At 51.2% G+C, this 25,950-nt stretch carries 33 protein-coding genes and 1 pseudogene; 22 read left to right on the top strand and 12 right to left on the bottom strand.

The genetic code is table 11. From position 1 onward, the window contains the following. Nucleotides 1–3: 3 nt before the first annotated feature. Nucleotides 4–918: a YitT family protein gene (locus EVJ22_RS03380; RefSeq protein ID WP_233589581.1), complete on the bottom strand. Its 915-nt coding sequence runs from the start codon at nt 916–918 to the stop codon at nt 4–6. Nucleotides 919–1,057: 139 nt separating this feature from the next. On the opposite strand from EVJ22_RS03380, the gene EVJ22_RS03375 reads away from it, so the two are divergent. The 3 genes and pseudogenes from EVJ22_RS03375 (at nt 1,058) to EVJ22_RS03365 (ending at nt 2,541) form a co-directional block, all read left to right on the top strand. Continuing rightward, nucleotides 1,058–1,906, top strand: a complete 849-nt coding sequence (locus EVJ22_RS03375) for a YitT family protein (RefSeq protein ID WP_071398009.1) — start codon at nt 1,058–1,060, stop codon at nt 1,904–1,906. A gap of 96 nt (nt 1,907–2,002) precedes the next feature. Beyond that, nucleotides 2,003–2,245, top strand: a pseudogene (locus EVJ22_RS03370) (multidrug resistance efflux transporter family protein); the annotation flags it as partial. A 2-nt stretch (nt 2,246–2,247) separates the two neighbouring features. Then, entirely contained in the window at nt 2,248–2,541 is a 294-nt protein-coding gene (locus EVJ22_RS03365; RefSeq protein ID WP_131443230.1) for a putative quinol monooxygenase, read from the top strand. 31 nt (nt 2,542–2,572) lie between these two features. On the opposite strand, the gene EVJ22_RS03360 is transcribed toward EVJ22_RS03365, so the two are convergent. Further along, the gene (locus EVJ22_RS03360; RefSeq protein WP_131443228.1) at nt 2,573–3,067 is read right to left on the bottom strand and encodes a hypothetical protein; all 495 of its coding nucleotides are present in this window, start codon (nt 3,065–3,067) and stop codon (nt 2,573–2,575) included. A 158-nt stretch (nt 3,068–3,225) separates the two neighbouring features. On the opposite strand from EVJ22_RS03360, the gene EVJ22_RS03355 reads away from it, so the two are divergent. From EVJ22_RS03355 to EVJ22_RS03325, 7 genes are all read left to right on the top strand, one after another. Then, nucleotides 3,226–3,714: a hypothetical protein gene (locus tag EVJ22_RS03355; protein ID WP_233589580.1), complete on the top strand. Its 489-nt coding sequence runs from the start codon at nt 3,226–3,228 to the stop codon at nt 3,712–3,714. A gap of 97 nt (nt 3,715–3,811) precedes the next feature. Beyond that, nucleotides 3,812–4,237 carry a MarR family winged helix-turn-helix transcriptional regulator gene (locus EVJ22_RS03350; RefSeq protein ID WP_131443226.1) on the top strand — a complete coding sequence of 142 codons (426 nt, stop codon included), beginning with the start codon at nt 3,812–3,814 and terminating at the stop codon, nt 4,235–4,237. Continuing rightward, nucleotides 4,227–4,937 (top strand): GAP family protein, encoded by a 711-nt coding sequence (locus EVJ22_RS03345; protein WP_131443225.1) that lies wholly within the window; start codon nt 4,227–4,229, stop codon nt 4,935–4,937. The genes EVJ22_RS03350 and EVJ22_RS03345 overlap by 11 nt, the downstream gene beginning before the upstream one ends. 35 nt (nt 4,938–4,972) lie before the next feature. Further along, the gene (locus EVJ22_RS03340) at nt 4,973–5,800 is read left to right on the top strand and encodes a GNAT family N-acetyltransferase (protein WP_131443223.1); all 828 of its coding nucleotides are present in this window, start codon (nt 4,973–4,975) and stop codon (nt 5,798–5,800) included. 9 nt (nt 5,801–5,809) lie between these two features. Further along, nucleotides 5,810–6,133 (top strand): hypothetical protein, encoded by a 324-nt coding sequence (locus EVJ22_RS03335; protein WP_131443222.1) that lies wholly within the window; start codon nt 5,810–5,812, stop codon nt 6,131–6,133. Between the two features lie 122 nt (nt 6,134–6,255). Further along, nucleotides 6,256–7,545: a methyl-accepting chemotaxis protein gene (locus tag EVJ22_RS03330; protein ID WP_131443220.1), complete on the top strand. Its 1,290-nt coding sequence runs from the start codon at nt 6,256–6,258 to the stop codon at nt 7,543–7,545. A gap of 235 nt (nt 7,546–7,780) precedes the next feature. Then, nucleotides 7,781–8,905: a flagellin N-terminal helical domain-containing protein gene (locus EVJ22_RS03325; RefSeq protein ID WP_131443218.1), complete on the top strand. Its 1,125-nt coding sequence runs from the start codon at nt 7,781–7,783 to the stop codon at nt 8,903–8,905. Nucleotides 8,906–8,996: 91 nt separating this feature from the next. On the opposite strand, the gene EVJ22_RS03320 is transcribed toward EVJ22_RS03325, so the two are convergent. Further along, entirely contained in the window at nt 8,997–9,872 is an 876-nt protein-coding gene (locus tag EVJ22_RS03320; protein ID WP_131443216.1) for an endonuclease, read from the bottom strand. 101 nt (nt 9,873–9,973) lie between these two features. Between EVJ22_RS03320 and EVJ22_RS03315 the strand changes: the two genes are divergently transcribed. From EVJ22_RS03315 to fliT, 5 genes are all read left to right on the top strand, one after another. After that, a complete protein-coding gene (locus EVJ22_RS03315; protein ID WP_131443214.1) occupies nt 9,974–10,189 on the top strand; it encodes a hypothetical protein in 216 nt (71 codons plus the stop codon). Nucleotides 10,190–10,257: 68 nt separating this feature from the next. Then, nucleotides 10,258–10,614 carry a flagellar protein FlaG gene (locus tag EVJ22_RS03310; RefSeq protein ID WP_131443212.1) on the top strand — a complete coding sequence of 119 codons (357 nt, stop codon included), beginning with the start codon at nt 10,258–10,260 and terminating at the stop codon, nt 10,612–10,614. Nucleotides 10,615–10,626: 12 nt separating this feature from the next. Next, on the top strand, nt 10,627–12,306 hold the full coding sequence (gene fliD / locus EVJ22_RS03305; RefSeq protein ID WP_131443209.1) for a flagellar filament capping protein FliD: 1,680 nt from the start codon (nt 10,627–10,629) through the stop codon (nt 12,304–12,306). Between the two features lie 14 nt (nt 12,307–12,320). Then, the gene (fliS, locus tag EVJ22_RS03300) at nt 12,321–12,695 is read left to right on the top strand and encodes a flagellar export chaperone FliS (protein WP_131443207.1); all 375 of its coding nucleotides are present in this window, start codon (nt 12,321–12,323) and stop codon (nt 12,693–12,695) included. Beyond that, nucleotides 12,692–13,045, top strand: a complete 354-nt coding sequence (gene fliT, locus EVJ22_RS03295) for a flagellar protein FliT (RefSeq protein WP_131443206.1) — start codon at nt 12,692–12,694, stop codon at nt 13,043–13,045. The genes fliS and fliT overlap by 4 nt, the downstream gene beginning before the upstream one ends. A 34-nt stretch (nt 13,046–13,079) precedes the next feature. On the opposite strand, the gene EVJ22_RS03290 is transcribed toward fliT, so the two are convergent. Next, a complete protein-coding gene (locus tag EVJ22_RS03290) occupies nt 13,080–13,463 on the bottom strand; it encodes a DUF3021 family protein (protein WP_131443204.1) in 384 nt (127 codons plus the stop codon). Between the two features lie 158 nt (nt 13,464–13,621). On the opposite strand from EVJ22_RS03290, the gene EVJ22_RS03285 reads away from it, so the two are divergent. Together EVJ22_RS03285 and EVJ22_RS03280 are read left to right on the top strand one after the other, a co-directional pair. Further along, entirely contained in the window at nt 13,622–13,807 is a 186-nt protein-coding gene (locus EVJ22_RS03285; protein ID WP_131443202.1) for a hypothetical protein, read from the top strand. A 152-nt stretch (nt 13,808–13,959) separates the two neighbouring features. Further along, nucleotides 13,960–14,595, top strand: coding sequence for a DUF4352 domain-containing protein (locus EVJ22_RS03280; protein ID WP_131443200.1), 636 nt, complete (start codon nt 13,960–13,962; stop codon nt 14,593–14,595). 33 nt (nt 14,596–14,628) lie between these two features. Here EVJ22_RS03280 and EVJ22_RS03275 read toward each other — a convergent pair whose 3' ends face one another. From EVJ22_RS03275 to EVJ22_RS03240, 8 genes are all read right to left on the bottom strand, one after another. Further along, nucleotides 14,629–15,129, bottom strand: coding sequence for a DUF1572 family protein (locus EVJ22_RS03275; protein WP_131443199.1), 501 nt, complete (start codon nt 15,127–15,129; stop codon nt 14,629–14,631). A 75-nt stretch (nt 15,130–15,204) separates the two neighbouring features. Continuing rightward, nucleotides 15,205–15,870 (bottom strand): DUF2225 domain-containing protein, encoded by a 666-nt coding sequence (locus EVJ22_RS03270; RefSeq protein ID WP_131443197.1) that lies wholly within the window; start codon nt 15,868–15,870, stop codon nt 15,205–15,207. A gap of 8 nt (nt 15,871–15,878) precedes the next feature. After that, complete coding sequence (locus EVJ22_RS03265) at nt 15,879–16,322, bottom strand: YaaR family protein (protein WP_016508634.1); 444 nt, start codon at nt 16,320–16,322, stop codon at nt 15,879–15,881. 22 nt (nt 16,323–16,344) lie between these two features. Then, complete coding sequence (locus EVJ22_RS03260) at nt 16,345–17,169, bottom strand: flagellin N-terminal helical domain-containing protein (protein ID WP_131443195.1); 825 nt, start codon at nt 17,167–17,169, stop codon at nt 16,345–16,347. Further along, complete coding sequence (locus tag EVJ22_RS03255) at nt 17,153–17,533, bottom strand: flagellar export chaperone FliS (protein WP_131443193.1); 381 nt, start codon at nt 17,531–17,533, stop codon at nt 17,153–17,155. Before EVJ22_RS03255 ends, EVJ22_RS03260 begins: the two co-directional genes overlap by 17 nt. After that, nucleotides 17,530–17,820 (bottom strand): EscU/YscU/HrcU family type III secretion system export apparatus switch protein, encoded by a 291-nt coding sequence (locus EVJ22_RS03250; protein ID WP_071397988.1) that lies wholly within the window; start codon nt 17,818–17,820, stop codon nt 17,530–17,532. Before EVJ22_RS03250 ends, EVJ22_RS03255 begins: the two co-directional genes overlap by 4 nt. A 9-nt stretch (nt 17,821–17,829) precedes the next feature. Next, entirely contained in the window at nt 17,830–19,545 is a 1,716-nt protein-coding gene (locus EVJ22_RS03245; RefSeq protein WP_233589579.1) for a hypothetical protein, read from the bottom strand. 92 nt (nt 19,546–19,637) lie between these two features. Continuing rightward, nucleotides 19,638–20,132: a competence protein ComK gene (locus EVJ22_RS03240; RefSeq protein WP_071397986.1), complete on the bottom strand. Its 495-nt coding sequence runs from the start codon at nt 20,130–20,132 to the stop codon at nt 19,638–19,640. A 323-nt stretch (nt 20,133–20,455) separates the two neighbouring features. On the opposite strand from EVJ22_RS03240, the gene tnpA reads away from it, so the two are divergent. The 5 genes from tnpA to secA all read left to right on the top strand — a co-directional run bounded on the left by tnpA (nt 20,456) and on the right by secA (nt 25,946). After that, nucleotides 20,456–20,854: an IS200/IS605 family transposase gene (gene tnpA, locus EVJ22_RS03235; protein WP_131443189.1), complete on the top strand. Its 399-nt coding sequence runs from the start codon at nt 20,456–20,458 to the stop codon at nt 20,852–20,854. A gap of 4 nt (nt 20,855–20,858) precedes the next feature. Next, nucleotides 20,859–21,935 (top strand): RNA-guided endonuclease InsQ/TnpB family protein, encoded by a 1,077-nt coding sequence (locus tag EVJ22_RS03230; RefSeq protein ID WP_131443187.1) that lies wholly within the window; start codon nt 20,859–20,861, stop codon nt 21,933–21,935. A 252-nt stretch (nt 21,936–22,187) separates the two neighbouring features. Beyond that, on the top strand, nt 22,188–22,385 hold the full coding sequence (gene cspD, locus EVJ22_RS03225; protein WP_035386012.1) for a cold-shock protein CspD: 198 nt from the start codon (nt 22,188–22,190) through the stop codon (nt 22,383–22,385). 336 nt (nt 22,386–22,721) lie between these two features. After that, complete coding sequence (gene hpf / locus EVJ22_RS03220; protein ID WP_016508657.1) at nt 22,722–23,282, top strand: ribosome hibernation-promoting factor, HPF/YfiA family; 561 nt, start codon at nt 22,722–22,724, stop codon at nt 23,280–23,282. A gap of 141 nt (nt 23,283–23,423) precedes the next feature. Further along, nucleotides 23,424–25,946, top strand: a complete 2,523-nt coding sequence (secA, locus tag EVJ22_RS03215; protein ID WP_131443185.1) for a preprotein translocase subunit SecA — start codon at nt 23,424–23,426, stop codon at nt 25,944–25,946. Nucleotides 25,947–25,950 lie beyond the last annotated feature (4 nt).

The following is a 25,950-nucleotide window of genomic DNA, read 5'->3' as shown; positions in this document are numbered from 1 at the left end:
TTTTTAGTGAATATTTTTCTTTTTGAACTGTCCGCCCCGGACGTCGTGGATGTTACCGATGGCGAGGAACGCCTTCTCGTCATAGTCGTCGAGGATGTCTTTCAATTTCGTCTCCTCTAGTCGGCTAATGACGGTGAAGACGACTTTTTTGCCGTCACCCGTGTACGCCCCTTCGCCGTGAAGGTACGTCACACCGCGGCCGAGTCGGTCCATGATGGCTTGGCCGACGTCGTCCGGCGACGTCGTGATGATCCACGCCGCTTTCGATTGGTCGATCCCTTCTAACACGATATCGATCGTCTTGAAGGCGACGAAATAGGTGATAAGCGAGTACATGGCCCGGTCCCAGCTGAAGACGAAGCCGGCCGTACCTAGGATGAAGATGTTGAAGAACATGACGATCTCGCCGACCGAGAACGGGAGTCGGTCCGTGAACGACACGGCCAAAATCTCGGTCCCATCGAGCGAACCACCGGCCCGGATGACGAGCCCGATCCCGGCACCGAGCAAGAAACCGCCGAACACGGTCGAGAGGAGCAGATCGTCCGTGAACGGTTCGATTGAGTGCAATAGGATGGTGAAGCCAGACATGAGTAAGATGGCGACGAGCGTGACGACGGCGAACGTCTTCCCGATCTGGCGGTAGCCGAAGTAAATGAACGGCAAATTGAAAAGGACGAGCCAGATGGCGATTTTTGTTTCCGTCAGATAAGAGACGATGATCGAGACGCCGACGATGCCGCCGTCGATGATCTGGTTCGGGACGAGGAACGCCTCAAGTCCGATGGCGAAAATGAAGGAGCCGATCAAGAGGAGCAGCGCTTTCGCGAAGAGCTCGGTCGGTTTGATTGGATTATGTTCCCGCTTTAAGCGGAGCACTTCCTCCGGGGTCGGGGAAGGCATCGGTGGACGCTGCATCGCGTATCACCCCTTTCGTTTTTTACCTAGTATAGCATTTTGACTTTAGATGCGAACGATACGATTCGATGAATTTAGTTATGTATTATAACTAAATATATGCTAGACTGATGAAATGTGACATGAAAGGAAGGGTTCTATGAAACGTACAAAATGGAGTGTTAATCTCATCATGAACGTCCTTGGAGGGTTGATTGCCGCCTATGGCCTCGAGTCAGTCCTCATCCCGAACAACGTCTCTGACGGGGGCATCACCGGCATCAGTGTTGTCGGCTCTCAGCTGTTTGGCTTACCGCTCGGGATCTTCATCGGCATCTTGAACGTCCCGTTCATCTATCTCGGATATAAACAAATCGGTAAGAGCTTCGCCATTTTGTCGGTCACCGGCATCGCGTCGCTGTCGATTGGGACGGTCGTCATGCACCGGGTGCCAACAATCATTGATGGCGATACGCTTCTCATCACCGTCGTCGGCGGAATCATCCTCGGTTTCGGCATGGGACTCTCGCTCCGGAATGGGGGCGCACTCGATGGCATCGACATGCTAGCCGTTCTATTGTCGCGAAAGCTGCCGTTCAGTACGAGCGACTTGATCCTCTTCTTAAACGTATTCGTCTTCATCGTCATCTCGACGGTATTTGGGCTACAAGGAGCCGTCCTGTCAGCCATCGCTTATTTTATCGCCTCGAAAGTGATTCATATCGTCGAGGAGGGCCTGAGCGGAGCGAAGACGTTCAACATCATCACGAGCGCACCCGACGAGATGGTCGAGACGATTCGCGACCGGCTCGGACGGAGCGTGACGGTCAAATCGATTCAAGGTTCATATTCGAAAGCGGCCTACCATGAGATTACGTGCGTCATCAACCGGCTCGAGGAGCGGAAGTTGAAAGACATCATCGATCACGTCGACCCGGAGGCGTTCGTCGTCGTCTATGAAGTGACGGAAGTGAAAGGTGGAAGTTTCCAAAAACGAGATATCCATTGAGTGGAATCGAGTAGCCGACGCTGCTCGATTTTTTAGTATAGGCGGGAAATCGGACATCGGTCATAGAACAAGTGAGAATTCGGAAAGGAGAGACTTTATGCGACCGACCTCGTCAAGCGCGATATGGGCAAACTGGCGACAGTCGAGGCGACGCAGGCGTTCGAGGTACTGTTCGTGCTCATCGGTGAGTTGATGTTCCTCCACGCCGGACGCCCGTCTGGGCTATCGCTCGTCGGGATCTCACTCGTCATGATTGGCGTCATGCTTCATAGTAAGAGTCAATTCAAGCGAGAGGAGAAGCTGGTCGCGATGGCGAATCGATACGGGAAGGAGGGATAACCATGTCTTATGGATTGATAGGGAAATTGACCGCCGTACCAGGCGAGCGTGAGACACTGCTCGCAATCTTGCTCGGGGCGTCCGAAGCGATGCAACAGGAAGTGTCGTGCGAAACGTATGAAGTGAGCGTCTCACTCGATGACGACGCGATCGTCGTCTATGAGGTGTGGGCGAGTCAGGCCGCCCATCAGCAGTCGCTCTCGCTCGAGACGACGAAGACGCTGATTGAACGAGCGCGACCTATGCTCGCCAACATCGAGCGCTTGGCCGTGTTCGAGCCACGGAGCAGGCAATAAAAAACCACGTCCCGAGGACGTGGTGTTGGCATTACACTTTCGTCAAACTGCCTTTGACCTGCTCATAAAACTCGTCCATCATACCGGTACGGCTGCCGAGCTGACAGATGAGTTCGAGCGTCTCTTTATAGAACTTTTTGACGAGTCCTTTGTTTTTGACTTCCATCGACGCGAGCGTCTTGTCGAGGTTTTGGAGAATCTCCTCGATCTGGTTGTCCGAGTCCGGTTTGACGACCGTCATGTTGTCCGGGATCTTGACGACTTTTTCTTGTTCCTGGTGACGGAACGAAGCGCCGAAGCCAAGGTTCTCGATGAACAAGTGCGGCATCGCCTTCTGACCGAAGAATTGTTGGTGCCACTCGCTCGCTTTCATCGTGTCCATGTCTTGCTTGAACGTTGACGCCGTCGAGACGTATTTTTTAAACAGATCCGTCATGAATTTTTCGATGACCGGGATTTGCAGGGCGAAGACGTTTTTTAAGAGCGCGTCGAGCTGTGCGCGCGACAATTGGGATTCGTTTGACATGTCAGTTCCTCTTTTCTATAATACGATATCTTCATCGTATGGGATTGGCGGACGGGCGTCAACGCATCCTAAAAAGTTTTTTCAGAATATTTAATGATTTGGTGATGTTTTGTGCGATAATCGTCTCATGGCAGTCATCAAAGAGGAGTGAGTTCAACATGAATAAAACAGTAAAATGGGCCGTCGCACTTGGCGTGACAGGTGCCCTCGTCGCAACGGTCGGTGTCGTCTCGTCACGCGGACGAACCGATGATACGTCACAGACGATCCGTGACCGCGACCTCGGCTACGAGATCATTCTCCCATCGAAGATCGCCGAGGCGATCGAGCGCGGTGACGTCTATATCGAGAAAGCACAAGACGTCGTCGATGTCGGCGATAAAAATAGCTACGGCACGTTCGACCTCTACTATAGCGTCGAGGAGGGGGACGACCAACTGTTGTTCCACCTTGACTTGATCGACCGTGAACTCTCGGAAGAGGCGTTCGCGACCGAAATCGGTTACGGCAACTATCTCGGCGCGAGCGACAAGACGTTCTTCTGGGTCGAACCGACCGAGGCCGTCCCAGGCGCTGAGGCGCATACGGATGAGATCGCGGAGTTACTTGAGACGCTCCCGGAGCTCGAGTTTAAATTGATCGATTGATCTGGACGCCTGTCATGAGACGGGCGTTTTTTTGTTTGCTGAGTAGGATAATCTATTATATAGTTAGGTTAACTAACTATATAAGGGGGCGTAACAGATGTCTGTAATTCAACATTTCAACACACTGTATGACAGCTACTTAAGACGTTTACAGCAGGAAATCGAAGTCCATGAGTATGACGACATCACGGTCGCGAATTATCCATACATCTTGGCGATTTATGAGGAAACATCAATCACCGTCTCATCGCTTGCCGAACGGATGGGCGTCAAGAAAGCGTCCGTGTCTCAAATGCTCGACCGCCTTGTCAAAACGGGATATGTCGAACGGGTACGTCAGGAGACAGATAAACGAAGTATTCAGGTGAGACTGACACCGCGTGGGCGTGAGTTCGTCGATACTGAAACGGGCGTCTATATGCGCTTTATCGATCACATCTCACAAGCGCTCTCGCCAGAGGAATGGCAGACGTTCGAGCAGTTGCTCGGACAGTTAGCCGAGGCGGCAGACCATGAATCTTGAATTCATACTCGCCGCGCTAGGTCTCGCCTTGCTCGACAGTCTGAACCCAGCGACGATTGCCACGATGATGGTGCTGCTGCCGCTTGTCCGAAAAAAATGGCATGCGAGTCTATTTATTGTCGGGACGTTTGTCGTATACACGGTTGCGGGAATCGCCATATATACAGGGCTCGATCGCTTGCTGCGAGATGTCTTGTCTTCGTGGCTTGAGCGATTCACGACTCAAGTGGGGATATCGTTACTCGTCATCGGACTGGGCTGTCTCGTGTATGGCGCCGTCACGACGCTACGTTTATTCAGACGAATCCGAGCAAACGAGCCGTTGCCAGACGTCGTGGGGACGCTCGTCCGCACCGTGAACCCGTATTCGATTATCGTACTTTCGGTCTCGTCAACGTTTCTTGACTTGCCGACGGCTTTACCGTTGTTCGGCTTCGTCGCAATCCTATCTGGGGCAGGGTTTGAAATCATTGTCAGTCTGATCGCGTTCGTATGCTATGGGGTGGTGTATATTGCACCGATGGCCATGGTCTATGGTCTGTACATCTATTTTCATGGAGATGCGCGCTACGTCCGTTTCGAACGTTCATTTCGCCACTTGTTGAACGTTTCAAGCGTTTATCTGATTCCGGTGTTCTTGTTTCTTTTAGGCGGTTGGCTCGTCTTCAATGGGATTGGACGGCTCGGGGTGGACATGTAAATCGCTTCCGTGCAAAATGGAAAAGAGGTGATTGGATGAATTGGACAATAGAAGAAGCAAGACAGGCGGAACATGTAACAGCGCTCGAGGGAGCGGTCAACGCGCATGACGCGATCGACGTGAAGATCGGTCACGTCGCGGTCGGACAGAACGACTACGCCGTCTATGATGGTGAGACGTTGATCGGTTATTTGATGTTGTTCCCGTATCTCCCAAACGAGTATGAAGTCAATGCGCTCGTCCATCCGGACTACCGGAAGCAAGGCGTCTTCACGGCGCTTCTCGATGCAGCGAAACGCGACGCGAAAGAGAACGGTTGCGAGGCGTTCACGTTCGTCATCGACCGCAAGTCGAAGTCGGGCAAGGCGGTCGTCGACCACTTGGGCGCGGCGTATCAGTTCTCGGAGTACAACCTCGTCTTGAAGAAAGCCGAGCTGTTCTTGAAACCAAACGAAGTGTCGCTCCGTGAGGCGACGGACGCCGACCGTCCCGTCATCATCGAGACGCTCAGTGAGGCGTTCGGAGACCCGGTCGATGTGACCGAGAACATATACAGCCAAATCGACACGCCGGACCGCGTGACGTATATCGGGGAAGTTGAAGGGCGTCCCGTCGGTGTCATCCGCGCGCTACTGTCAGGTGACGATGCCGCGAGCATCCACGCGTTCGGTGTGCGGGCGAGCGATCAGGGTCAGGGCTACGGCACGAAGATGTTGAAGCAGATGGTCCAACAACTGTTCCGTATGGGCCGTACGAAGCTCGAGCTCGACGTCGAGACCGAAAACAAAGCCGCGCTCGAGATCTACAAGCGGGCCGGATTCACTGAGAACGGCGGCTATGAGTTTTACCTACTAGAACTGTGAGGTGAGAAAATGGTTCGGAATTTAAAATGGTTAGGCGCTGCCTTCGAGGCGATGCTCGGCATCCCGGTGCTCGGTGGGCTGTTCATCATCAGTATGGGGTATTCACCGCTCGGATTCATGCTCGTGTTTCATATCGTCGTCTTGATCCTGTCGGTATCGCGGCTGAACAAAGTCTCGTTCGGCCCGATTGTTGGGATCACGGCGTCGGTGCTCGGCTTTATCCCGTTCGTTGGCATGATGTTGCACTGGGTGGCGGCAATCGCTCTTGCGATTGACGCGTTCACGACGACGCGTGAACAGACACGTGTGATAAAAGAAGACGACCGGTTTTAACGGACGCTCTCGAAGTCGAGGGCGTTTTTTTCATTGACCAAAACTTCAAGTGGAAACGCTATACAATAGCTTCCAAGTGGACGATATAGAAGGTGATGAATTACACAGAGGAGGAACTCATAGTGAACGTATTTAAAAACTTTACGACTCAACTGCTCGCCTGGATCTTGGTCACGTCCTTCATTACAGGCGGCGCGGTCGGGTTCATCACGCTTCAATTGACGGAGCTCGAACTAGCTAAGGGTCAGGTCATGCTCGTCGGGACGGCCGTGGCCTTGCTCATTTCAGTACTAGGAGGGGGCGTCATTTACTTGATCGCCCGTCGCCCGCTTAAAGCGATCGAGTCAGCGTCAGACAAAGCGGTCGAGGTCGGAAACGGCGACTTGACGGTCGTGTTCGCAAGTGAATCGACGACGGACCGCTCAGAGATGGGGCGTCTGCTTCTGTCGATGGACAACATGGTCGAACACTTGCGGGAACAAGGAACGAACATGCGCTATACGGCGGACCAATTGACGGGCTCGGCGCAAGAGATTGCGGCAGCGGTCCAAGAAGGCAACACGGCCGGCGAAAGTATCCGCTCGGCGATGAACGCCTTGAACAAAATGCTCGAGGACAACGTCAACGCGACGTACAGCTCGATGGACTTGCTCGGTGCCGTCGCCCGGACGATGGAGAACATCCGGACGGAGATGGCTTCAGCGCTCGATTCGGCGAGTGAGATGCAACAAGAAGCCGAGAGCGGGAAAGGTCTTGCTTCGACGTCAGTCGACGCGATGCATGCGATCGCTGGGAAAGTCGAACAGTCATCAACACTCAATAGTCAATTGACGGAGAAGACAGGTGAGATCTCACGCATCACAGACGTCATCAGCGACATCTCGGCGCAGACGAACTTGCTTGCCTTGAACGCATCAATTGAAGCAGCACGTGCCGGTGAGCACGGACGCGGTTTCGCGGTCGTCGCAGCAGAAGTCAAAAAGCTTGCCGAACAGACGGCGAACTCGACGCAAGAAATCACGGATTTGATCGTCGACGTCAAACGGTTAGTTGGTGACACGTCGTCATCGATGGCGAACGTGAAAGCAGAAGTCGAGACGGGTGTCGGGCTTGTCGAGAAAGCGGGCGGTGCGTTCGCGACGATCCACAGTTCGGCGAACGAAGTGTACAGCCACGTCCATTCGGTCGATGCGCTCTTAGACGAGTCGCGTGGACAGATTGATTCGGTCGTCACGAACTCGGCTGGCATCGTTGGTATGGTCGAAGAAGCGTCACGTTACGCGACGGAAGTCACGTCGGCGGCGAGCCAGCAGGCGGCAAGCCTTGGTGAAGTGAACGGTGCGATGACGGAACTCGTTCGTGTCGCGGAGAGTTTGCAGAACGAGACGGAGCAAGTGAAGGTGGAAATGTAAGGAGGAGCGGCCCAGTGATGGGTCGTTTTTCTATTCAATTTGAAAAGAAGTAGTCAAAATGTGTAACTTTTTTTGAAAAAGACTAAACAGATTGGGGATGACTCCGATATAGAGTATGGAAACGCAAAAACGTTGCCAATTAATACAAGGTGAGGGGCCGGCCTAAACCTTGTATGCTCGGACAAATGGATTTGGAAGAGCGGAAAATACTTTAAACCTATGGAGGGAAATTAAAATGATTATCAATAACAACTTAAACGCAATGAACGCACACCGTAACATGTCATTCAACACAAACCAAACGGGTAAAGCGATGGAGAAATTGTCTTCAGGTCTTCGCATCAACCGTGCTGGTGATGACGCAGCTGGTCTTGCAATTTCTGAGAAAATGCGCGGACAAATTCGCGGTCTTGATCAAGCAGCTCGTAACGCACAAGATGGTATTTCATTGATCCAAACTGCAGAGGGTGCATTGAACGAAACACATTCAATCGCTCAACGTATGCGTGAACTCTCAGTTCAATCATCTAACGAAACAAACACAGCTGATGACCGTGCAGCACTCGATAAAGAGTTCCAACAATTAAAAAATGAAGTAACTCGAATCGCTGATCAAACTGAGTTCAATACGAAAACACTCTTAAAAGGTGGACTTGGTGCTACTGCTACAGCAGGTGCAGATTTGGCTCCGGCTGCTGGTATGACTAACTACAACGTTGGTGGTTCGCAAGTAGGGACAATCGCGATTACATCAGCAGCTGGTACAACTGGTGTTGACTTAACAGCTACATTCACTGACGCTGCTGGAAACGTAACAACTCAAACATTAGCTGATGTTGTTGCTCCTACAGGTGCAAACGAATCGAATGTAAACTTCGATAAACTCGGATTCTCATTCACAGCTAACTCATCATTGAGCGCTACTTCATTCGACGGAACAGCAGATTCAACAATCACTGTTGCGACAGCAGCTGCTAAATTCCAAATTGGTGCAAACTCTAACCAAACAATCGACTTGTCAATTAAGAACATGGACGCAACTGCGTTGAACATCGTTAGTAACGATATCTTGACAAAAGAAAGTGCGCAAACAGCAATCACTTCTCTTGATGCTGCTATTAAATCAGTATCTGACGAGCGTGCTAACTTAGGGTCTGTTCAAAACCGTCTCGAGCACACAATCAACAACTTAAACGTTGGAGCAGAAAACCTTCAAGCTGCTGAATCACGCGTTCGCGACGTTGACATGGCTAAAGAAATGATGAACTTCACGAAGAACAACATTCTTAACCAAGCTGCACAAGCAATGCTCAGTCAAGCTAATCAGCAACCGCAAGCGGTTCTTCAACTTCTTCGTTAAGACTTATCTTCAATTTTTGACTCAGTACCCACAATGTACAAACAGCAAGACTAAACCCGTCCCTCGATATGCGAGGGACGGGTCTTTGTGTTTAGTAAGCGTAGATTGCAGATTCCTCTTTCAAATGATTCTTTTTAATATCCTGCCATTTATAAACGACCGACCAATATGATCGATTCAATTCCGTCGCGATATTGGCGTCAGTCATCCCCTTGTGTTTTGCTTGGATAATAAATTCAATCTCATCTTCCGTGTAATCATGTTTTGCTTTAGAAGATATGACCGTCATGTCTGGATGATTCTCACGCTCTAACCCTAGTCGATATTCCCAATCTAATTTCTTTCGCATCGAAGGAACGGCATATGCGTAAGGTGAGAAGTCATTTAAGAATCGGATTGCCTCTTCTGTCTTTTGTATGCGGAGCGTAAAAAAGTGCCCGTCGGATCGACGACTCAAGACAAAATGATGATTAAAAGTCCGAGCAATAAATTCACTCAGCTTCTCTAATTCTTCTGGATAAAATGCTTGTAAGTATAAGTAAATGTGGGGAGTAATGATGACCTGATTTAATTTAGAGCGAGTTGACTTGGTCAGCGACAGACTCCCGTCATCTAAATAAAGTGCGAGTAAGAATACAGGGTGAGTACAGTCTTCTAGCAATTGAACGGGAATATGTTTTTTGCGATCAATGTAACATTGTTCCCAGAGCCATGTGAACAGTTCGTCTCTCTCTGAATACAGTTCAGCGCTCGTACCGGTAGATCGAACTTTGATACCGCTAAAAATACGTGGTGCGACTTTTAACTTCCATTCCCGATACTCCATTTGTTTCACCGAAAAATGTTCACGGTACTGTAATCCCCTCTTTGGGATTTGTTTTGCTTTTGTACGAGCGATCGTTCCATCTCCGAGCAACGTCCCTAACAATAAACTCTTCTCGAACACAGTTAATTCTTCCCACTTCAATTTTCTTGCCCCCTTGCGATTGAACTCATCGGTTACTTTTTCCCGTTTCTAAAATTTTTATCCTATGGACCGACATATAAAAAGAGAGAGTGTGCGGGTGGATGAACCAAAAAGAAGCAATTCGGTTACTAAAGAAGATTAAAGCCGACCAACGATTGCTTGATCAAAAAGAAGAAATCTTATATGCAATGCGTATGCTTGCAATTGAAGCGTATGGAGTCAATCAATCAAAACGCCTGAACCTTGACCGATTATTTCAAGAATTAAAACAGCAATTAGTCTATTTAGAATCAAAGAATGATGACTCTTTTCATTAAAAACTACAAAAACATTTGAGAGAAACCGATATAGTTCATGAGAACATTTATAAGAGGAGCAGAAGCTTATGAACCCGACCATCTCTGAAGTCCGGCTTCACCTACCTTCTTCTGTATTGCCATATGAACAGACGAAAAATGTATTTGTCGAAGCGAATCAAGCGAAGCTTGCTGATGAAGGCATCGTGATTCTTCCGACGCCTCAACACGTCACAAAGTTAGAGGCGGCCGTTGAGAAGGCGAATCAAGTACTTGAGCAACAACTTACTGGCTTAAAGTTTATGAAACATGAAAAATTAAATGACTATTATATTCAAATTGTGGATGTAAACAACGAAGTTATTCGCGAAATCCCAAGTAAGAAGTCGCTCGACTTTTTCGCGGCGTTTTTGGAATTTAATCATTTATTTGATGAGCGTGTTTAAAGGAGGAGAACTATGACGACACCAATCCGATTCGGCGGACTCGCCAGTGGAATTGATACTGATACGATTATTAAGCAATTGATGCAAGTAGAACGTCTCCCTGTTGATAAGCTAGAACAGAAAAAACAAACCACAGAGTGGAAGCGTGACGCATATCGAGAGATGAACCGATCACTCATGACTCTTCGAAATAGCGCTGTAGATCTTATGCTCAGTCGTAACTTTTACGCTAAGACATCGAGTTCATCAGACGAGTCTCGTGTCTCTGTTGTAGCAGGACCTTCTAGCGGAAATACAGCTGTTCGTATTGAGTCAGTTAATCAGCTTGCCACAGCAGCCACACAGATTGTTGAACCGAAAGACAAAATCGGAAATGCGGTCACGAAAGCGACAAAGCTTTCAGATATGAATTTACAATCAGCTACTCAAGAAGTACAGTTGAACGTGGCGACTAAAGAATGGATACTCTCTCCTAAACCGAGAGCTGGGGAACAAATTATATTGAAAGATGCTTCTGATAATTTAATCGATTCTGCTAACTATACTTATGATGGAGCAACAGGAAAAGTAACGATGAATGATGGGTCTGATTTGGCAATTGGGATGAAAGCGACCTACACATCCGGCTATCAAGTTCAAATTCGTTCAGAAGAGGGCGGAGAACTTAAGACCATTAAATTATCAGAAGAGGCAACGATAGAAAATTTAGTCACAGCCTTAAACGGAAAAGAGTCTGGGATTTCAGCATTCTTCGAACCGATTTCTGGAAAACTATCTCTTACACAAAAACAGACTGGTGAAAAATCGATAATTGAATTTGATGCTACTACAAAGAATGTTTTTGGTATAAATCCTGCTGCTCTTCCTCAAAAAGGTGTAGATGCTAGTTTCGTAGTGAATGGTATTACAATGACGCAAAGTTCTAACACTGTCGCGATTGATAATATGACCGTCACTCTTAAATCTCAGTTCACTGCATCACAAGGAGCCGTAATTCTTTCGGCCGCAACCGATACTCAAAAAATATTTGATAACATTAAAGGGTTCGTAGATAAGTATAATGAAACAATCGATTTAATGAATACAAAAGTCCGGGAAGATAAATTCCGTTCATTCACTCCACTTACAAAAGCTCAGCGTGATGAACTGTCTGAAGACGAAATCAAAAAGTGGGAAGAAAAAGCGATGAGTGGGATGCTCCGTGGCGATACAATTGTACGCAGTGCCATGGATACCCTTCGTAGTAAGTGGTCTAGTACCTCAGCGTCAACTAATGATAATGAAATGAAGCAACTATTTCAGATTGGTCTTGCAACAGGGTCTGATTTTACAAACGGAGGAAAAATTGAGCTAAACGAAGAGAAACTCAAAGCCGCCATTGAAAAAGATCCAGAGCAAGTCTATCAATTGTTTACGAATGCTGAGAGTGGGCTGCTTCCAAAAATCCGTGATGCTGCAACAAATTCTCGCACAACAATTACAAGAATTGCTGGATCTGAAGGCTCTGGTGCACCAACATATTCAATGGGTCGTGAAATGACAGCAATCGATACACGCATCGAACGCTTAAACGAATTACTAATCAGTAAAGAAAATGCCTACTATCGCCGTTTCACGGCGATGGAGACGGCGATGAACCAAGCGAATTCGCAAGCGGCATCACTGCAACAGTTTCTAGGCGGAGGCATGTAAGAGGAGGAATTTCAATGGTAGCCAATCCATATGCAACATATCAAAACAACGCGGTCACGACTGCGAACCCACAAGAACTAACACTTATGCTGTATGACGGGGCGCTCAAGTTCACGCGTCTCGCTAAACTTGCACTTGAGCAGGGAAATCCTGATTTGAAAAATACGAATATCCAGAAAGCACAAGCTATCTTCCAAGAGATGCGTCTGACACTCAATAGAGATATCGCTATTTCTGCGAATCTTGACTCGCTTTATGAATATATTTGGCGCCGACTCCTTGACGCAAATATCAAGAACGATACGACGATCCTCGACGAAGTGCTCGACTTCACGACCGAACTCCGTGATACGTGGAAAGAAGCGATGAAACTCGCGAAACAAGGATGAGGCCGATCGATGAGATTATTCTCAAAACACAACGTCTGAAAGACTTGTTGGCGCAAGTGCCAGAAGAGCCGACGTACGACACGTGGATGGACCAAATCCATGAACTGCTCGACGACCGCGAACAGCTGCTGTCGGCGCATGGTCCCGACTTAGAAGCGACCGATCAGACGGTCATTCGTCAGCTCGTCGACGACAGTCACAAGATAGCCCGCTTGATCGAGGCCGAGCATCAACGGCTCGGGATGACGCTCGGGACGACACGCCAAGAACGGAAGACGGTCAAGTCGTACGTCGACCCGTACGAGGACGTCGATTCGAACTTTTCTGGACTATTCGACCAGCAGACATAAACGAGCTTGGGGATGCCCCAGGCTCGTTTTGTGTTCAGTCTGTTTTGATAGGTTTTCGGTTTCTCAAAAATTTTGAGAGGGAAAATGTTGTGGTAAATAAGAGGAGTCCGGTCATGCTGAACTGTATGTAGACGTGAAGTAAATCTTGAAGTGAGTTCAACGGATAGAAGCCGCTCAACAAGACAGTCGGTAATACGGTCGCGTGCATCGCACCATAATGGGCGAGAATCTGTTTCGAAAAGCGCCAATCGTGGATTTGGTAAATGACGCTCGTCAATCCGAGGAAAAAGGCAATCACTCCATAAAACAGAAAACTACGAGCCGCGCTGTCGTCACCGTTCAAGTTCTGCCATAGGGCAAGAATGAAGAACCCTCCAAGCAGCACACTACCTCGATTCAATCCTGTTTTGAATAACATACGTCCAGTCCCTTCGTGTTGTTGTTCCTACTCATACGAAAAGAGCCGTACAAATGTTTCAACGAATGATGAGGATGCAAATACGTCTGTTTTGTTGTAATATCGGGTAAATATCACTATACCCGTTGCTTCTGTTCTGGAAAGGGGAGGGAAACGAGATGAGTGAGAAAAAGGTAAATCCTAAGCCATCGAAAGATCGTCGTTACTTCGTCTACGGTCCAGAAGGGGCGTACGATGAATATGTGGAACGGGACCCGAAGCTCGAGGCGTACGTCGAGGACGACGCACCGATCGAGGAGAATCCTGACCCGTATGAAGAAGAAGACTTAAAAGCTCGAGGATAAATGTCAAGACCGAACAAGGCTCAATTGCGAGCCTTGTTTTTTATTGTGATGGGCCAATGACCTGTTACTTTTTATTGCTGAGGTAAGGTGGATGAATCCGTTATGCTCGTTGTATCAACCACCACTTGTCACTTCAAAAGGAGAGATTTTCAATGAACATGAAACGATACGGATTCCTATTTGCCTTACCACTCGCGCTGCTCGTCGGTTGCGGGGAAGCCGACGAATTGAAAACGACCACAACCGAAACAGAGGAAGTCGCGGTAGCGGAAGAACCTGAAGAAGCGCCAGAAACGGAAACACAGACAGAAGAGGCGGAAGTCCAAGAAACAGAGCTTGGTACCAACCAAATTCACTTAAAAAATAAAGCGCTCGACATCACGGAAGCGATGGGTTCTGTCCAATTCCAAGTCGACAAAGTCCAGACGTCGCGTTTGAAAGTAGCGGAGGCGTACCGAGATTCGTTTGATGGGAAAGAAGAGGTGACGGTTGTCGTCTTCAATGTGATTGCTGAAAACACCGTCGAGGATACAATCAGCTTCCATCCGAATCAGAGCACGCTCGTGACGAATACGGGGGAACAGATTGATGCAAATCTCTGGTTCTCAGACGACGTCGGAGGCGACTTCCTTGGGGAAGTGAAGAAGGAAGGCAACGTCTTCTTCTTTGCCGAATCGATGCCGGAAGAGTTGGCGGAACTAAGATTGATTGTCGGGGGACCAACGAGCACGGATTATGAGAAATTGGCCGAGGAGTCGTACGAATACACGATCGATGTCACCAAATAAAGAGAAAGCGCATCAACGAGATGCGCCTTCTCTTTATTTACGTTGATGCGGCAACGGAATCGTCAACACGTTCCAGTTCTCCCCGGCGAATACTTTCGCCAAGTAGACGATCTGGCCGACGTGATAGCTGTAGTGCGCCACTTGCTTCTCGATCGCCCAGATAACGCTCTTCTCTTCGCCGCGGATGAATACGGTCTTGCCGATGTCTTCTGGTGTCAGACTCGCCAAGACGTCGTCTAACAGCTGCCAGCGTTCGTCCCACGTCGCCATCAGCTCGGCGCGAGACGCCTGTTGGTCCTCGAATTCGGCGTCGCGGTTTCGATCCGGTTTCTCACCATCCGTTATTAAAAAATCGGTCCACCTTGATTTCATGTTGTTCGAGATATGTTGCACGATGACGGCGAGCGAGAGCGTGTCCGGTGCGAGCACGCGGTGCAAATCGTCGTCGCTCACTTGACTGAGCGCATTTTCTGCGAGCTGTTTTTGTTCTTGAAAGATGCTGCGTACTTCTGTCACGTAACGTTGTTCAAACATGTAATTTCCCCCTTATGTAGTATCTCTCTACTCATACCCTAAATCCAAAAAAGACGAACAGGATAGCCTGTCCGTCTAAGCGTGTTCGGTTCGAAACTCTTCCCAATGATCACGGGCCTGCGTCCGGATCCGTTCTGAGACTTCCTTGCTGCCGAGCAAGATCCCGTACCAGCGCCGGGCGTCCTCATACAACCCGAGGGCGGCCGACAAGTCGGCGATTCGTAGCATGAGCTGATCGTACGGCAATCCGGTCCGAATCTGGTCGGTATATACTTCCTGCACCTCATTATACTTATCAAGCGTCCGTTGCATCCATTCCTTCTCGACCGTCTCGTTCCCGATCAAGCGATTCATCCAGACGAGCCGCATCCCGAGCATGGCGACGACGGACGGCTTCTGTCCGCTCAGCTGGGCCGTCATGACGGCGAACTTGTACAGTTGGATGACGTGCTCGGGCGTGCGGTCGCCTTCGAGCGTCTCCGGGTTGATCCGTGATAAATAGTTCGTCTCGAGCGCCTCGCGATTGTTTTTCCGGACTTTGTCGAACGAGTCGTGGAAGACGAGGTGACAGTGGCTACAGACGACCGGCTCATACAAGTACGGGTTGTCACCGTCGTACGTCGTATAGCCGTCCTTCGCGACTTCTTGCGGCCTAATATGGCGCGATAAGATGCGTGGTGTCACACTTTCCTTTAAACAGTAAGGACATTTCACTTTCTTCGAAAATAAATGTTCAGCCATATGTCACCTCATACGTACACGTTGACGAGCAATCCACGGATCTCACCGACTTGGTCGAGTAGCGACAGACGTGACGCTTCCCCCGAGATGACCTGGTCCGTCAGTGCGAGCAGCTTCTGGTCGACCTGCTCGACGATCTTATAGATCTTGGCCCGGCCCCGGCGGTTGAACCCGCGTTTGTCTTCGAGGCTGAGCGCCGCGTCAACGGCGTCTTTCATAAAGTCTTTGATCAATCGTTTATATTCGGTGAGCGACTCGACCGTTTGACTCTCTGCGAGGAGCTCACCTTGATCGTGAATGGCCGCAATCTGGCGCTGGAAGCGCTCGTACTCACGGTCTTCCCTTTTTTGTCCGATCACGTTTTGGAACGAGACGCCAGGTTCCGCGTCAGGCCGCTTGGCTTTGCCCGCGCCGTGAAGCGACTGGGTCTCCATAATTCGACGAATGTCCATCAGGCCTCGTCCTTTCTGTAAGTTAGTTCAACAATTGTAACACGCCTTGCGGCAACGCGTTCGACTGGGCAATCATCGCCATGCCGGACTGGTTCAAGATGTTGAGGCGGGCGAAGTCCATCATCTCGCGGGCCATGTCGGCGTCGCGGATGCGTGACTCGGACGCGGTCAAGTTCTCTGAACTAATCGTGACGACACCGATGTTCGCTTCCAATCGGTTTTGGATGGCACCGAGTTTCGAGCGTTCGAGGGAGACGTCGTTGATTGCTTTATCGAACTTGGCGATGGCGTCGTCGGCACCGACTTGCGTCGTCACGTCGAGCCCGTCGATGCCGAGGGCGGTCGCACGCATGTCGGCGACGTTCAAGACGACGCCCTCACCGCTGCTGGCACCGAGTTGGAAGAAGAGTGTCTCGTTCCCCTCGATATAGTCGCCGTTCATGATTTTTTTTGAGTTGAATTCGGTCGTCTCGGCGATGCGGGACACTTCTTCTGTCAAGGCACTGATTTCTTCTTGGATCGCTTTCGTATCGTCCGGACTCAACGTCCCGTTCGCCGCTTGGACCGACAGCTCGCGCATGCGCTGCAGGAGCGAGTGCGTCTCGTTCATGCCGCCTTCGAGCGTCTGGGTGAGCGAGATGCCGTCGAGCGTGTTGCGCTCGGCCATCGACAACGAGTCGAGGCGCATCCGCATCTTCTCAGAGATGGCGAGTCCGGCCGCGTCGTCCGACGCCTTGTTGATGCGAACACCGCTCGAGAGGCGGTCCATCGTCTTTTTCATCGTTGTCTGGTTGAGCGACAGCGATGTATAAGCTTTCAAGGCTTGAATGTTATTGGTAATTTTCATAACGGTTTCCTCCTACGTGTGCGGGTTGAAGACGAGCGTTCGCGATGGCCTGGTCCCACGTCATCTCTAAGTCGGTCGCGAGCGCGTGAAGCTCTTCAATCTTGTCCAAGTCTTGTTCGATCAGCGCCTCGAGGCTGCCTTTCGCCATGTATAAGTACAATTCCTCGAGCTGAGCCGAGATGATGCCGCCGCTGTCATGAAGTCCTTGGTACAACTTCGCGAGCAGTTCGCGCGCTTGGCGCAGATGACGGTTGCGCTCGGCGATCGTCGTTGTCAGCGCGGTCTCGTAATGGTAGGTGAGCGCGTGGAGCATCGCTTGCGTCAGCTCCTCCGGGCTCATTTCATATAATCGGTTCGAATTCATGATTGTTCTCCTTTGATCGAGTCAAGTTCTTCTATTAAAAGCAACACTTCGGCCATGACGTCATAAAGTTCCGGCGGGATGGCATCACCGAGGTCAAGGTCGAGCAGGTGGCCGAGGAGCGAATGGTCGTGCTCGATGGCCACGCCGCGCGAGCGTGCCTCTTCCAAAATCTTGTCGGCGACGGCACCTGTGCCGCGGGCGACGATGATCGGGGCCCGGTCGGTCGTCTCGTCATAACGGACGACGGCGGCCGTCTTGCGTTTCGTCAAATCCATGCGTTGATACATAAGGGCCTCCTAGATTCTAAAGTCATAGCCGGTCGTCTGCGTGCGCTCTGGCTCGACTTCGACTTTCTCGGCTTTCGTCAGCGGGCGGAACTGGGTCGTCACGCTCCGGTAGCCGATCGCTTCAAGCGTCGTCTCGATTTTGCCGAGCAGCGGGCGTGCGATCCGTTCGACCGTCGGGTCATCATGTTCGAGTGTGAGCCGGAGGTTACGGTCGAGCGCTTCGACTTTCACGCCGATCTCGCCTAAACGAGGCGTCTCGAGCCGGATGTAGAGGACACTGTTCTCCCAATCGACGACGTCGCCTGCTTCCCGGTTTTGGATGTGGACGTGGATGCCGGTGTCGATCTCCTGGACTTTCGCCGGCAAGGCGAGCAGGAGCTGATGGAGCTGCCCGCCATCGAGCCGGTTGATCGTCTGTTGGACTTGGAAGAACGAAGCGAGGCGCGCCGCTTCCGGGGACGCCGCTTCGGAACGGACCGACAAGGCTGACGCCTGAACAGCTTGTGACGTCTGGGCTTGCGCCTGTTGCGACGCGGTCTGGACGCGCTGCGCCGTCTCTTGGACGTGGCGGCCTGACAGATTGGCGTCGAGGCGTAGCGGTGTCACCTGGACCTCGCCGGCACGAGTGGCACCATGCGGGATGTATTCGACGCGGACCTGGTTCGGCACGTAGCGGAACTCGTTCAACGCGGTGCGCACGTCTTTGATGAGGGCGGCACTCTCAGCGGGCTTCGTCGATAACAGTGACAAGGCGACGTCGAGCTTCGCCGTCATCGCGACGAGCGCTTTCTCTTGCCTGGCGTCGGTATGTAACAGCGCGTCCGTCTTTTGGATGAGCTGTGTCAGACGTGTCCCGACCGTCTCTAAGGCAGGGCGGGCCAAATGCGGCTTCGATTCGACGAGGGCCGCGACTTGGCCGAGCTGTTTCGTCACGGTCGCTTGTTCGGAGCGGAACGTGTTCGTCACGGTAGCGAGATGCGTCGTCACTTCCTTGACCACGACTTGACGTCCGCCTACGGGCGGCAAGGCTTCCCGTGGTTCGGGACGGGTGGGTGGAGCGGCCGGGATGTCTTTGATGATTCGATCGACCGTCTCCGGTGTCGGTGTGATGCGTTCTGTTGCCGGGCGCGACAAGTTGACGAGTTCGACGTAGCGCTCTTTTTGCGGGTACGGTGCGTCCGGTGGCGGCACCTTCAGTTGACGCTTCGCTTCATCTAATGAAGTGACCGCGATGTCACGGGCGACGTCCGGTTTGACGACGGGCGCGTCCATCGTGCGCAAGAACAGGACGGCGTCGCGCATGTCGCCTTTGAAGACGGTCTCGAGCAAGCGGACGGTGTCCTCGTTCAGCGGCAGGCGTCCCGATTGGATCAAGCGGCTGACGGCGCTCCGTACTTCGGGCGGGAGCGATGCGAGCAACGCTTGGATTTTCGTATCGACTTTCGTGTCGGGTTTTGTCCCTTGAACCGGTACGTCCGGTGTCTCCGGTTCTGGTTTCACGACGACGGTCCCGAGCAATACTCCGTCCTCTTCGACGAGCGTCAGTTGGAACGGGTTCGTCTTCGGCAGCCCGTCCTTGAACGTGACCTCGACTTGTTCGCCGCCGACCTTGACGATGGCCGTGTCAGGACCGGTCTGTTTGACGATTTCAGCTTTATAGACGCGGTTCATCTGGACACCCGCGTTCGCGGCTACGGTTGTAGCGAGTTGCGCTTGGATTTGCATTGTTGTCACCTCGACCAATATATCGACCTCTTTTTCAAAAAGTGAAGCAAAAAGGCCATAAAAAAACCTCCCGTCAAACGACGGAAGGCCGGTCAAGATTCGAGCGCAGGGCTCATGTTCAGTTGTTGGAACCGGGCGACCAATTCGCCGGTCGCTTTGATCTGGTTTTTTAAGACGTACGCGGTCGCGTTCGTCTGGATGCGGTGACCGTCTTTCGTGACGATCACGCCGTGCGGGGCACCCTCGACAGTCGCGATGTCCCGAATGTGGGACCAGGCGTACCATTCGCAATCTTCACGTTTCGGCGATTTCGTCGGGAAGAAGACGAGTCCCGTCGTCGGTTCGATGACGACCGGCACTTTGCCTTTGACCCCGGCGACGCGTTTGGCGACGAAGATCCGTTCCTCGATCGAGCTGTTGTACTGGCGGCAAGAGAGCTGCAGCAACTGGTACGGCCGGAGCGGGGTCGAGATTTCGCTGCCGTCCTCGAGAATGATCCGCGATTGCTTCATCATGTCGAAGCAAGGCAGGATCGCCACGGTTCGCTTCGTGATGCGATATTTTTCCTCGGAATAGTAGGGGCGCATACGCTGCACCATCCTCCTCGTATTAGATTTTCAGGATCGGCCGATACTCAAAGAGCACAAACCTAAATCATCCCTTCAATGATATATCACAAAAAATGTAAATTCAATAAGCCAATATGAAAAGTAGGGAAATATAATTCCAATGTAAGCCAAAAGACGATTCATTTACAGAATTTGCGAACGAGAAAGCCCTCTACTTTAGTGGTGGGATGAACGTGAGCTTGATTTCGGAGTCCCGTTAGTCGGAATTTCAGAAATCAACAAGCAGCATCTTATCCCGATAAAGTGTATCACTCTAATAAAATTAATGATACAATGGGCGTATGAACAACTACAGAAGAACCAAAACCACCGTGTCGATGATCCATTATCATTTCGTGTTCTGCCCGAGGTATCGCCGAAAACTATTTGATGACGATACGTTCGAGCAACGATTCAAAGAGATCGTCCGTGATGTCTGCGAAGAGCTCGACATTCGACTCATCGCCATCGCGTGTGATCGGGACCACACACATCTATTCTTGTCGGCGTTGCCATCCATCAGCCCGTCTGACATCATGGCGCGTATCAAAGGCGTCTCGTCGAAGAGACTACGAGAGGAGTTTCCCCATCTCACACATCTCACTAGTCTTTGGACGAGATCTTTCTTTGTCTCGACGGCGGGAAGCGTCTCCAGCGAGACCATCAAGCGTTATGTCGAGGAACAAAAAACAAGGGGGTGACACCGTGTCGCAGACATTGACGGTGAACATCAAACTTCATCCGACAAAAGAGCAACAATCGATCTTAGAGCGGATGACGCGCACCTACATCGGTACGACAAACCAGCTCGTCTCGGACATGGTGCAAGCTCGAGAAAGCTTAAAGCTGACGAGCAAAAATGTGAGTTCCGATCTGCCCAGCGCCGTCAAGAACCAGGCCATCCGAGACGCGAAGAGCGTGTTCAGGAGGGCGAAGAAGAAGGACTTTCAGGTCGTCCCTGTCCTGAAGAAACCGTACTGCACCTGGAACAACCAGAACTACTCGTTCGACTTCGAGTCGATCTCTCTTCCAATCATGATCGACGGCAACGTCAAGAAGACGGCGATCCGCGCCGAGATGGTCGACCCGGACAACCGGAACGCCACGCTCCTCGCCAACAAGCTCGGAACGCTCCGCATCACGAAGAAATCGAACAAGTGGATCGCCCAGATCGCCGTCACGATCCTCACGACGGAGAAGGGGGGCACCAACGTGCTCGGGGTGGACCTCGGCCTGAAAGTCCCCGCTGTCGCATCGACAGATCGTGACAAGGCGCGGTTCTTCGGGAACGGGCGTGAGAACAAGTACATGAAGCGCAAGTTCCGGTCGAAACGGAAAGAGCTCGGTCAACAGAAGAAACTGGATGCGATCAAGAAGCTGAACAACAAAGAACAGCGCTGGATGAAAGACAAAGATCACAAGGTGAGCCGTGAGATCGTCGGCTTCGCGAAAGAGAATCATATTTCTGTCATCCGCCTCGAAAAGCTGGCGAACATCCGACAGACGGCAAGAACAAGCCGTAAACACAACAAGAATCTGCACACCTGGTCGTTCTATCGCTTGGCATTGTTCATCACGTACAAGGCAAAGCTCGCAGGCATCAAGGTCGAATATGTAAATCCGGCCTACACCTCTCAAACCTGTCCTTCTTGTGGCGAACGAAGCAAAGCGAAAGACCGGACGTACGCCTGTCCGTGCGGATTCAAAAAACACAGAGATCTAGTCGGTGCGATGAACATCCGATACGCACCTGTGGTCGATGGTGACAGTCGACCAGCCTGAGAACCTATAGGGTCTGTCTTAGGAGGGGTGATGGCACACCCTCATCTGAAGGCTCGGACAAAACAGAAATGGACTGCGTTCGCACAAGCACTTCAGAATCCCACTCATCCTGAAGGGGTGAGCTTGCGGCTTTAGCCGTGGGAGTGTCAAAAAAAAGCAGAAAATGTTTGTGTCGAGGACGATAAGGTGGTAATATAGCTATTAGAGGGAAAGCCTCTGTATTCTTCAATGGTGAAAGGAATGGATTTGCACATGGTAGGTAAAGTAAAATGGTTTAACTCAGAAAAAGGTTTTGGTTTCATCGAGGTAGAAGGCGGCAAGGACGTTTTCGTACACTTCTCAGCAATCCAAACTGACGGCTACAAAGCTCTTGACGAAGGTCAAGAAGTTGAGTTTGAAATCGTAGATGGCGAACGCGGCCCACAAGCGGCTAACGTTGTAAAATTATAATTTCAAACCGTGAACCGGCTTCCTCGTGAAGTCGGTTTTTTGTTTTGTCTACATAGTATTTTTCTCTTAAGAAAACGAGTTTAAAAACGGTGATAACGGGTAACTTCTTTTTATACAACCGATTCGATTGCAGGCGTGAGCATCGGAACAAAATTGTCATTATTTTCTGATGATAACGTTTTCAAATAAACTGAATTCGGGGTATACTATATATGAACCACCCGCTTCCGCTTTCTTTTTAAGATCTTTTTAAGATCTTTTTAAGCAATGAGGCAGGAGATTCGGTCCAAAATGACGAATCATTGGTTCAAGCGGTTATTTTAAGGAGGAGTTAAGATGATTTATAACATTCGCGGCGAAAACATTGAAGTCACACCAGCCATCAAAGACTATGTCGAGAAAAAGCTGGAGAAGTTGACTCGGTATTTCACAACTCCTACGGATGCACAGACGGCTTACGTCAACTTGAAAGTGTACAACGAAAAGCAAAAAGTAGAAGTGACGATCCCGATGACGAACTTATTGCTTCGCGCTGAGGAGACCAACCTCGATATGTACGCGGCAATCGACCTCGTCGTCGACAAATTGGAACGTCAAATCCGTAAACACAAAACAAAGCTCAACCGTAAAGGACGCGCCAAAGAAGGCGGAATCGGCGAGTATTTCAAATCACTCGAAGGTTCTGAAGACATTCCTGCGTACGACGAGGACGAGGCAGAACTCGAACTCGTGCGGACGAAGCGATTCACGCTCAAGCCGATGGACACGGAAGAAGCGATCCTTCAAATGGACATGCTCGGTCACAGTTTCTTCGTCTTCTCAGACGCGGAGACCGGGAACACGAACGTCGTCTATCGTCGGAAAGACGGTAAATACGGCTTGATCGAACCTGAATAATCTAACTTTGAATTCACACGGCCCTCCGACTTGGAGGGCCGTTTCGTTTTGCCTTTCCTTGAAAGCGTGGGTCACTTCGGTTAAACTGTACATTAGGGAAAAAACATGCATTTTTGACTGAGTGCAGAGGAGATAAAACGTATGGCGAACTTTTTGAAAGATTTATTTGCTCCACAGAAACGAGTATTGAAAAAAGCAGAAAAAGCAGCCGACTTAGTCGAGTCATTCGCTGAGCCGACGAAGGCGTTGTCTGACGAGGCACTTCAGGCGAAGTCTGTCGAATTCCGTGAGCGTCTGGATAAAGGGGAAACGCTTGACGATATCCTTCCGGAAGCGTTCGCGGTCTGTCGCGAGGCGTCAGAACGCGTACTCGGCATGCGTCACTACCGCGTCCAGCTCATCGGGGGCTATGTGCTCCATAACGGCGACATCGCCGAGATGAAGACCGGTGAAGGGAAGACGCTCGTCGCGACGCTCCCGGTTTACTTGAACGCCCTGACTGGCCGTGGCGTACACGTCGTGACGGTCAACGAATATTTGGCGAAACGTGACAAAGAACTCATGGAACCGCTCTACTTCGCGCTCGGCCTCTCGGTCGGACTGAACGTCTCGAACATGGACCGCGTCGAGAAGCAGGCGGCGTACAACTGTGACATCACGTACTCGACGAACAATGAACTCGGGTTCGACTACTTGCGTGACAACATGGTCCTTTATAAGGAAGACCGTGTTCAGCGTGAGCTCTACTACACGATCGTCGATGAAGTCGACTCGATCCTCGTCGATGAGGCGCGGACCCCGCTCATCATCTCAGGATCGGCCCAAAAATCGACCGAGTTGTACACACGTGCCGACGCGTTCGTCCGGACGCTCAAGCTCGAAGACGACTACACGGTCGACGTGAAGACGAAATCGGTGTTGCTCACGGACAAAGGGGTCGACCTCGCCGAGAAGTTCTTCGGCATCGACAACTTGTTCGCGATCGAGCACGTCTCGGTCAACCACCACGTCGGGCTCGCATTGCGTGCGAACGCCGTCATGCATCATGACGTCGACTACATGATCCGCGACGGCCAAGTCATGATCATCGACCAGTTCACAGGTCGGGTCATGGACGGACGCCGCTACTCGGAAGGGCTGCACCAGGCGATCGAGGCGAAAGAAGGCGTCGAGATTCAGCGTGAATCGATGACGCTCGCGACGATCACGTACCAAAACTACTTCCGGATGTATGAGAAGCTGGCCGGGATGACCGGTACGGCGAAGACGGAGGAAGAAGAGTTCCGTAACATCTACAACATGCAAGTCGTCACGATCCCGACGAACAAGCCGATCGTCCGTGAAGACGGTTCCGACCTCATCTTCAAGTCGATGGAAGGCAAGTTCAAAGCCGTCGTCGAAGAGATCGCTTCGGCGCACGCGACCGGACAACCGGTCCTCGTCGGTACGGTCGCCGTCGAGACGTCTGAGTATTTGAGCAAGCTGCTCACGAAGAAGAAGATCAAGCACGAAGTCTTGAACGCGAAAAACCACGCCCGTGAAGCCGAAATCGTCGAGAACGCCGGACAAAAAGGTTCGGTCACGATCGCGACGAACATGGCTGGACGCGGAACCGACATCAAGCTCGGCGAAGGTGTCATCGGGCTCGGCGGTCTTTACATCGTCGGTACCGAGCGCCACGAGTCGCGCCGGATCGACAACCAGCTCCGCGGTCGGGCCGGTCGTCAAGGCGACCCGGGTAAATCGCAGTTCTACTTGTCACTCGAAGATGAGCTCATGCGCCGCTTCGGGACCGACAGCCTCCAGAGCATGATGGAGCGCCTCGGCATGGACGACACGCAACCGATCGAGAGCCGCATGGTCTCGAAAGCGGTCGAGTCGGCCCAAAAACGTGTCGAAGGTAACAACTATGATGCCCGTAAACAGCTGCTCGGTTACGACAACGTCATGGCCGACCAACGTAAAGTCATGTATAAAGACCGGGCCAGCATCCTCGAGAACGAATCGGTCACCGAGATCGTCCGCTCGATGATCCGTGAGACGGTCGAGATGGGCGTCGCGCAATACACGCCGCTCGAACTCGTGCCAGAAGAATGGAACATCGATGAGCTAGCGCACTGGGCCAACCAGACGCTCGCCCTCGAGAATGCGGTCGCCGGGAAAGACTTCTACGGCAAAGAACGCGAGGAAATCACTGAGCTGTTGCTTGAGCGGACGAACGCCCAATATGAGGCGAAACGTCAACTCGCACCACCGGACCGGTTCAACGAGTTCGAGAAGATCATCGTGCTCCGTGCCGTCGATTCGCACTGGATGGCGCACATCGACCATATGGACCAGCTTCGTCAAGGCATCCACTTGCGTGCTTACGGACAGAACGACCCGCTCCGTGAGTATCAGGCGGAAGGCGTCAGCATGTTTGACGCGATGAACGCGGCCATCTCGGAAGAAGTGACCGGCTTCGTGCTCCGTGCCGAGGTCGGCGACAACCTCCGACGCGAGAAAGTCGTCGAGGAGGAAGTGGCGGTGTCTGGCAAGGACGACGCACCGGTGAAGAAAAAACCAGTCCGCCGTTCAGAAGACCAACGCCTCGGGCGCAACGACCCGTGCTGGTGTGGTTCAGGCAAGAAGTTTAAAAACTGTCACGGCAAACAACAAGCTTAATTTT

Source organism: Exiguobacterium sp. SH0S7 (assembly GCF_004337195.1).
GTDB lineage: Bacteria > Bacillota > Bacilli > Exiguobacteriales > Exiguobacteriaceae > Exiguobacterium > Exiguobacterium aurantiacum_A.
Note: the sequence above shows the minus strand (reverse complement) of the source record. Positions and strands in the feature narration are given on the sequence as shown.

Coding starts and splice junctions, on each gene's coding strand:
- EVJ22_RS03350 (WP_131443226.1), top strand. CDS start 3,812: ATGTCTGTAATTCAACATTTCAACACACTGTATGACAGCTACTTAAGA.
- EVJ22_RS03240 (WP_071397986.1), bottom strand. CDS start 20,132: ATGCGCCCCTACTATTCCGAGGAAAAATATCGCATCACGAAGCGAACC.
- EVJ22_RS03340 (WP_131443223.1), top strand. CDS start 4,973: ATGAATTGGACAATAGAAGAAGCAAGACAGGCGGAACATGTAACAGCG.
- EVJ22_RS03365 (WP_131443230.1), top strand. CDS start 2,248: ATGTCTTATGGATTGATAGGGAAATTGACCGCCGTACCAGGCGAGCGT.
- EVJ22_RS03315 (WP_131443214.1), top strand. CDS start 9,974: ATGAACCAAAAAGAAGCAATTCGGTTACTAAAGAAGATTAAAGCCGAC.
- EVJ22_RS03275 (WP_131443199.1), bottom strand. CDS start 15,129: ATGTTTGAACAACGTTACGTGACAGAAGTACGCAGCATCTTTCAAGAA.
- tnpA (WP_131443189.1), top strand. CDS start 20,456: ATGAACAACTACAGAAGAACCAAAACCACCGTGTCGATGATCCATTAT.
- EVJ22_RS03335 (WP_131443222.1), top strand. CDS start 5,810: ATGGTTCGGAATTTAAAATGGTTAGGCGCTGCCTTCGAGGCGATGCTC.
- secA (WP_131443185.1), top strand. CDS start 23,424: ATGGCGAACTTTTTGAAAGATTTATTTGCTCCACAGAAACGAGTATTG.
- fliS (WP_131443207.1), top strand. CDS start 12,321: ATGGTAGCCAATCCATATGCAACATATCAAAACAACGCGGTCACGACT.
- EVJ22_RS03280 (WP_131443200.1), top strand. CDS start 13,960: ATGAACATGAAACGATACGGATTCCTATTTGCCTTACCACTCGCGCTG.
- EVJ22_RS03355 (WP_233589580.1), top strand. CDS start 3,226: ATGAATAAAACAGTAAAATGGGCCGTCGCACTTGGCGTGACAGGTGCC.
- EVJ22_RS03345 (WP_131443225.1), top strand. CDS start 4,227: ATGAATCTTGAATTCATACTCGCCGCGCTAGGTCTCGCCTTGCTCGAC.
- fliT (WP_131443206.1), top strand. CDS start 12,692: ATGAGGCCGATCGATGAGATTATTCTCAAAACACAACGTCTGAAAGAC.
- hpf (WP_016508657.1), top strand. CDS start 22,722: ATGATTTATAACATTCGCGGCGAAAACATTGAAGTCACACCAGCCATC.
- EVJ22_RS03255 (WP_131443193.1), bottom strand. CDS start 17,533: ATGAATTCGAACCGATTATATGAAATGAGCCCGGAGGAGCTGACGCAA.
- fliD (WP_131443209.1), top strand. CDS start 10,627: ATGACGACACCAATCCGATTCGGCGGACTCGCCAGTGGAATTGATACT.
- EVJ22_RS03270 (WP_131443197.1), bottom strand. CDS start 15,870: ATGGCTGAACATTTATTTTCGAAGAAAGTGAAATGTCCTTACTGTTTA.
- EVJ22_RS03245 (WP_233589579.1), bottom strand. CDS start 19,545: ATGCAAATCCAAGCGCAACTCGCTACAACCGTAGCCGCGAACGCGGGT.
- EVJ22_RS03380 (WP_233589581.1), bottom strand. CDS start 918: ATGCAGCGTCCACCGATGCCTTCCCCGACCCCGGAGGAAGTGCTCCGC.
- EVJ22_RS03290 (WP_131443204.1), bottom strand. CDS start 13,463: ATGTTATTCAAAACAGGATTGAATCGAGGTAGTGTGCTGCTTGGAGGG.
- EVJ22_RS03360 (WP_131443228.1), bottom strand. CDS start 3,067: ATGTCAAACGAATCCCAATTGTCGCGCGCACAGCTCGACGCGCTCTTA.
- EVJ22_RS03375 (WP_071398009.1), top strand. CDS start 1,058: ATGAAACGTACAAAATGGAGTGTTAATCTCATCATGAACGTCCTTGGA.
- EVJ22_RS03260 (WP_131443195.1), bottom strand. CDS start 17,169: ATGAAAATTACCAATAACATTCAAGCCTTGAAAGCTTATACATCGCTG.
- EVJ22_RS03310 (WP_131443212.1), top strand. CDS start 10,258: ATGAACCCGACCATCTCTGAAGTCCGGCTTCACCTACCTTCTTCTGTA.
- EVJ22_RS03325 (WP_131443218.1), top strand. CDS start 7,781: ATGATTATCAATAACAACTTAAACGCAATGAACGCACACCGTAACATG.
- cspD (WP_035386012.1), top strand. CDS start 22,188: ATGGTAGGTAAAGTAAAATGGTTTAACTCAGAAAAAGGTTTTGGTTTC.
- EVJ22_RS03265 (WP_016508634.1), bottom strand. CDS start 16,322: ATGGACATTCGTCGAATTATGGAGACCCAGTCGCTTCACGGCGCGGGC.
- EVJ22_RS03285 (WP_131443202.1), top strand. CDS start 13,622: ATGAGTGAGAAAAAGGTAAATCCTAAGCCATCGAAAGATCGTCGTTAC.
- EVJ22_RS03250 (WP_071397988.1), bottom strand. CDS start 17,820: ATGTATCAACGCATGGATTTGACGAAACGCAAGACGGCCGCCGTCGTC.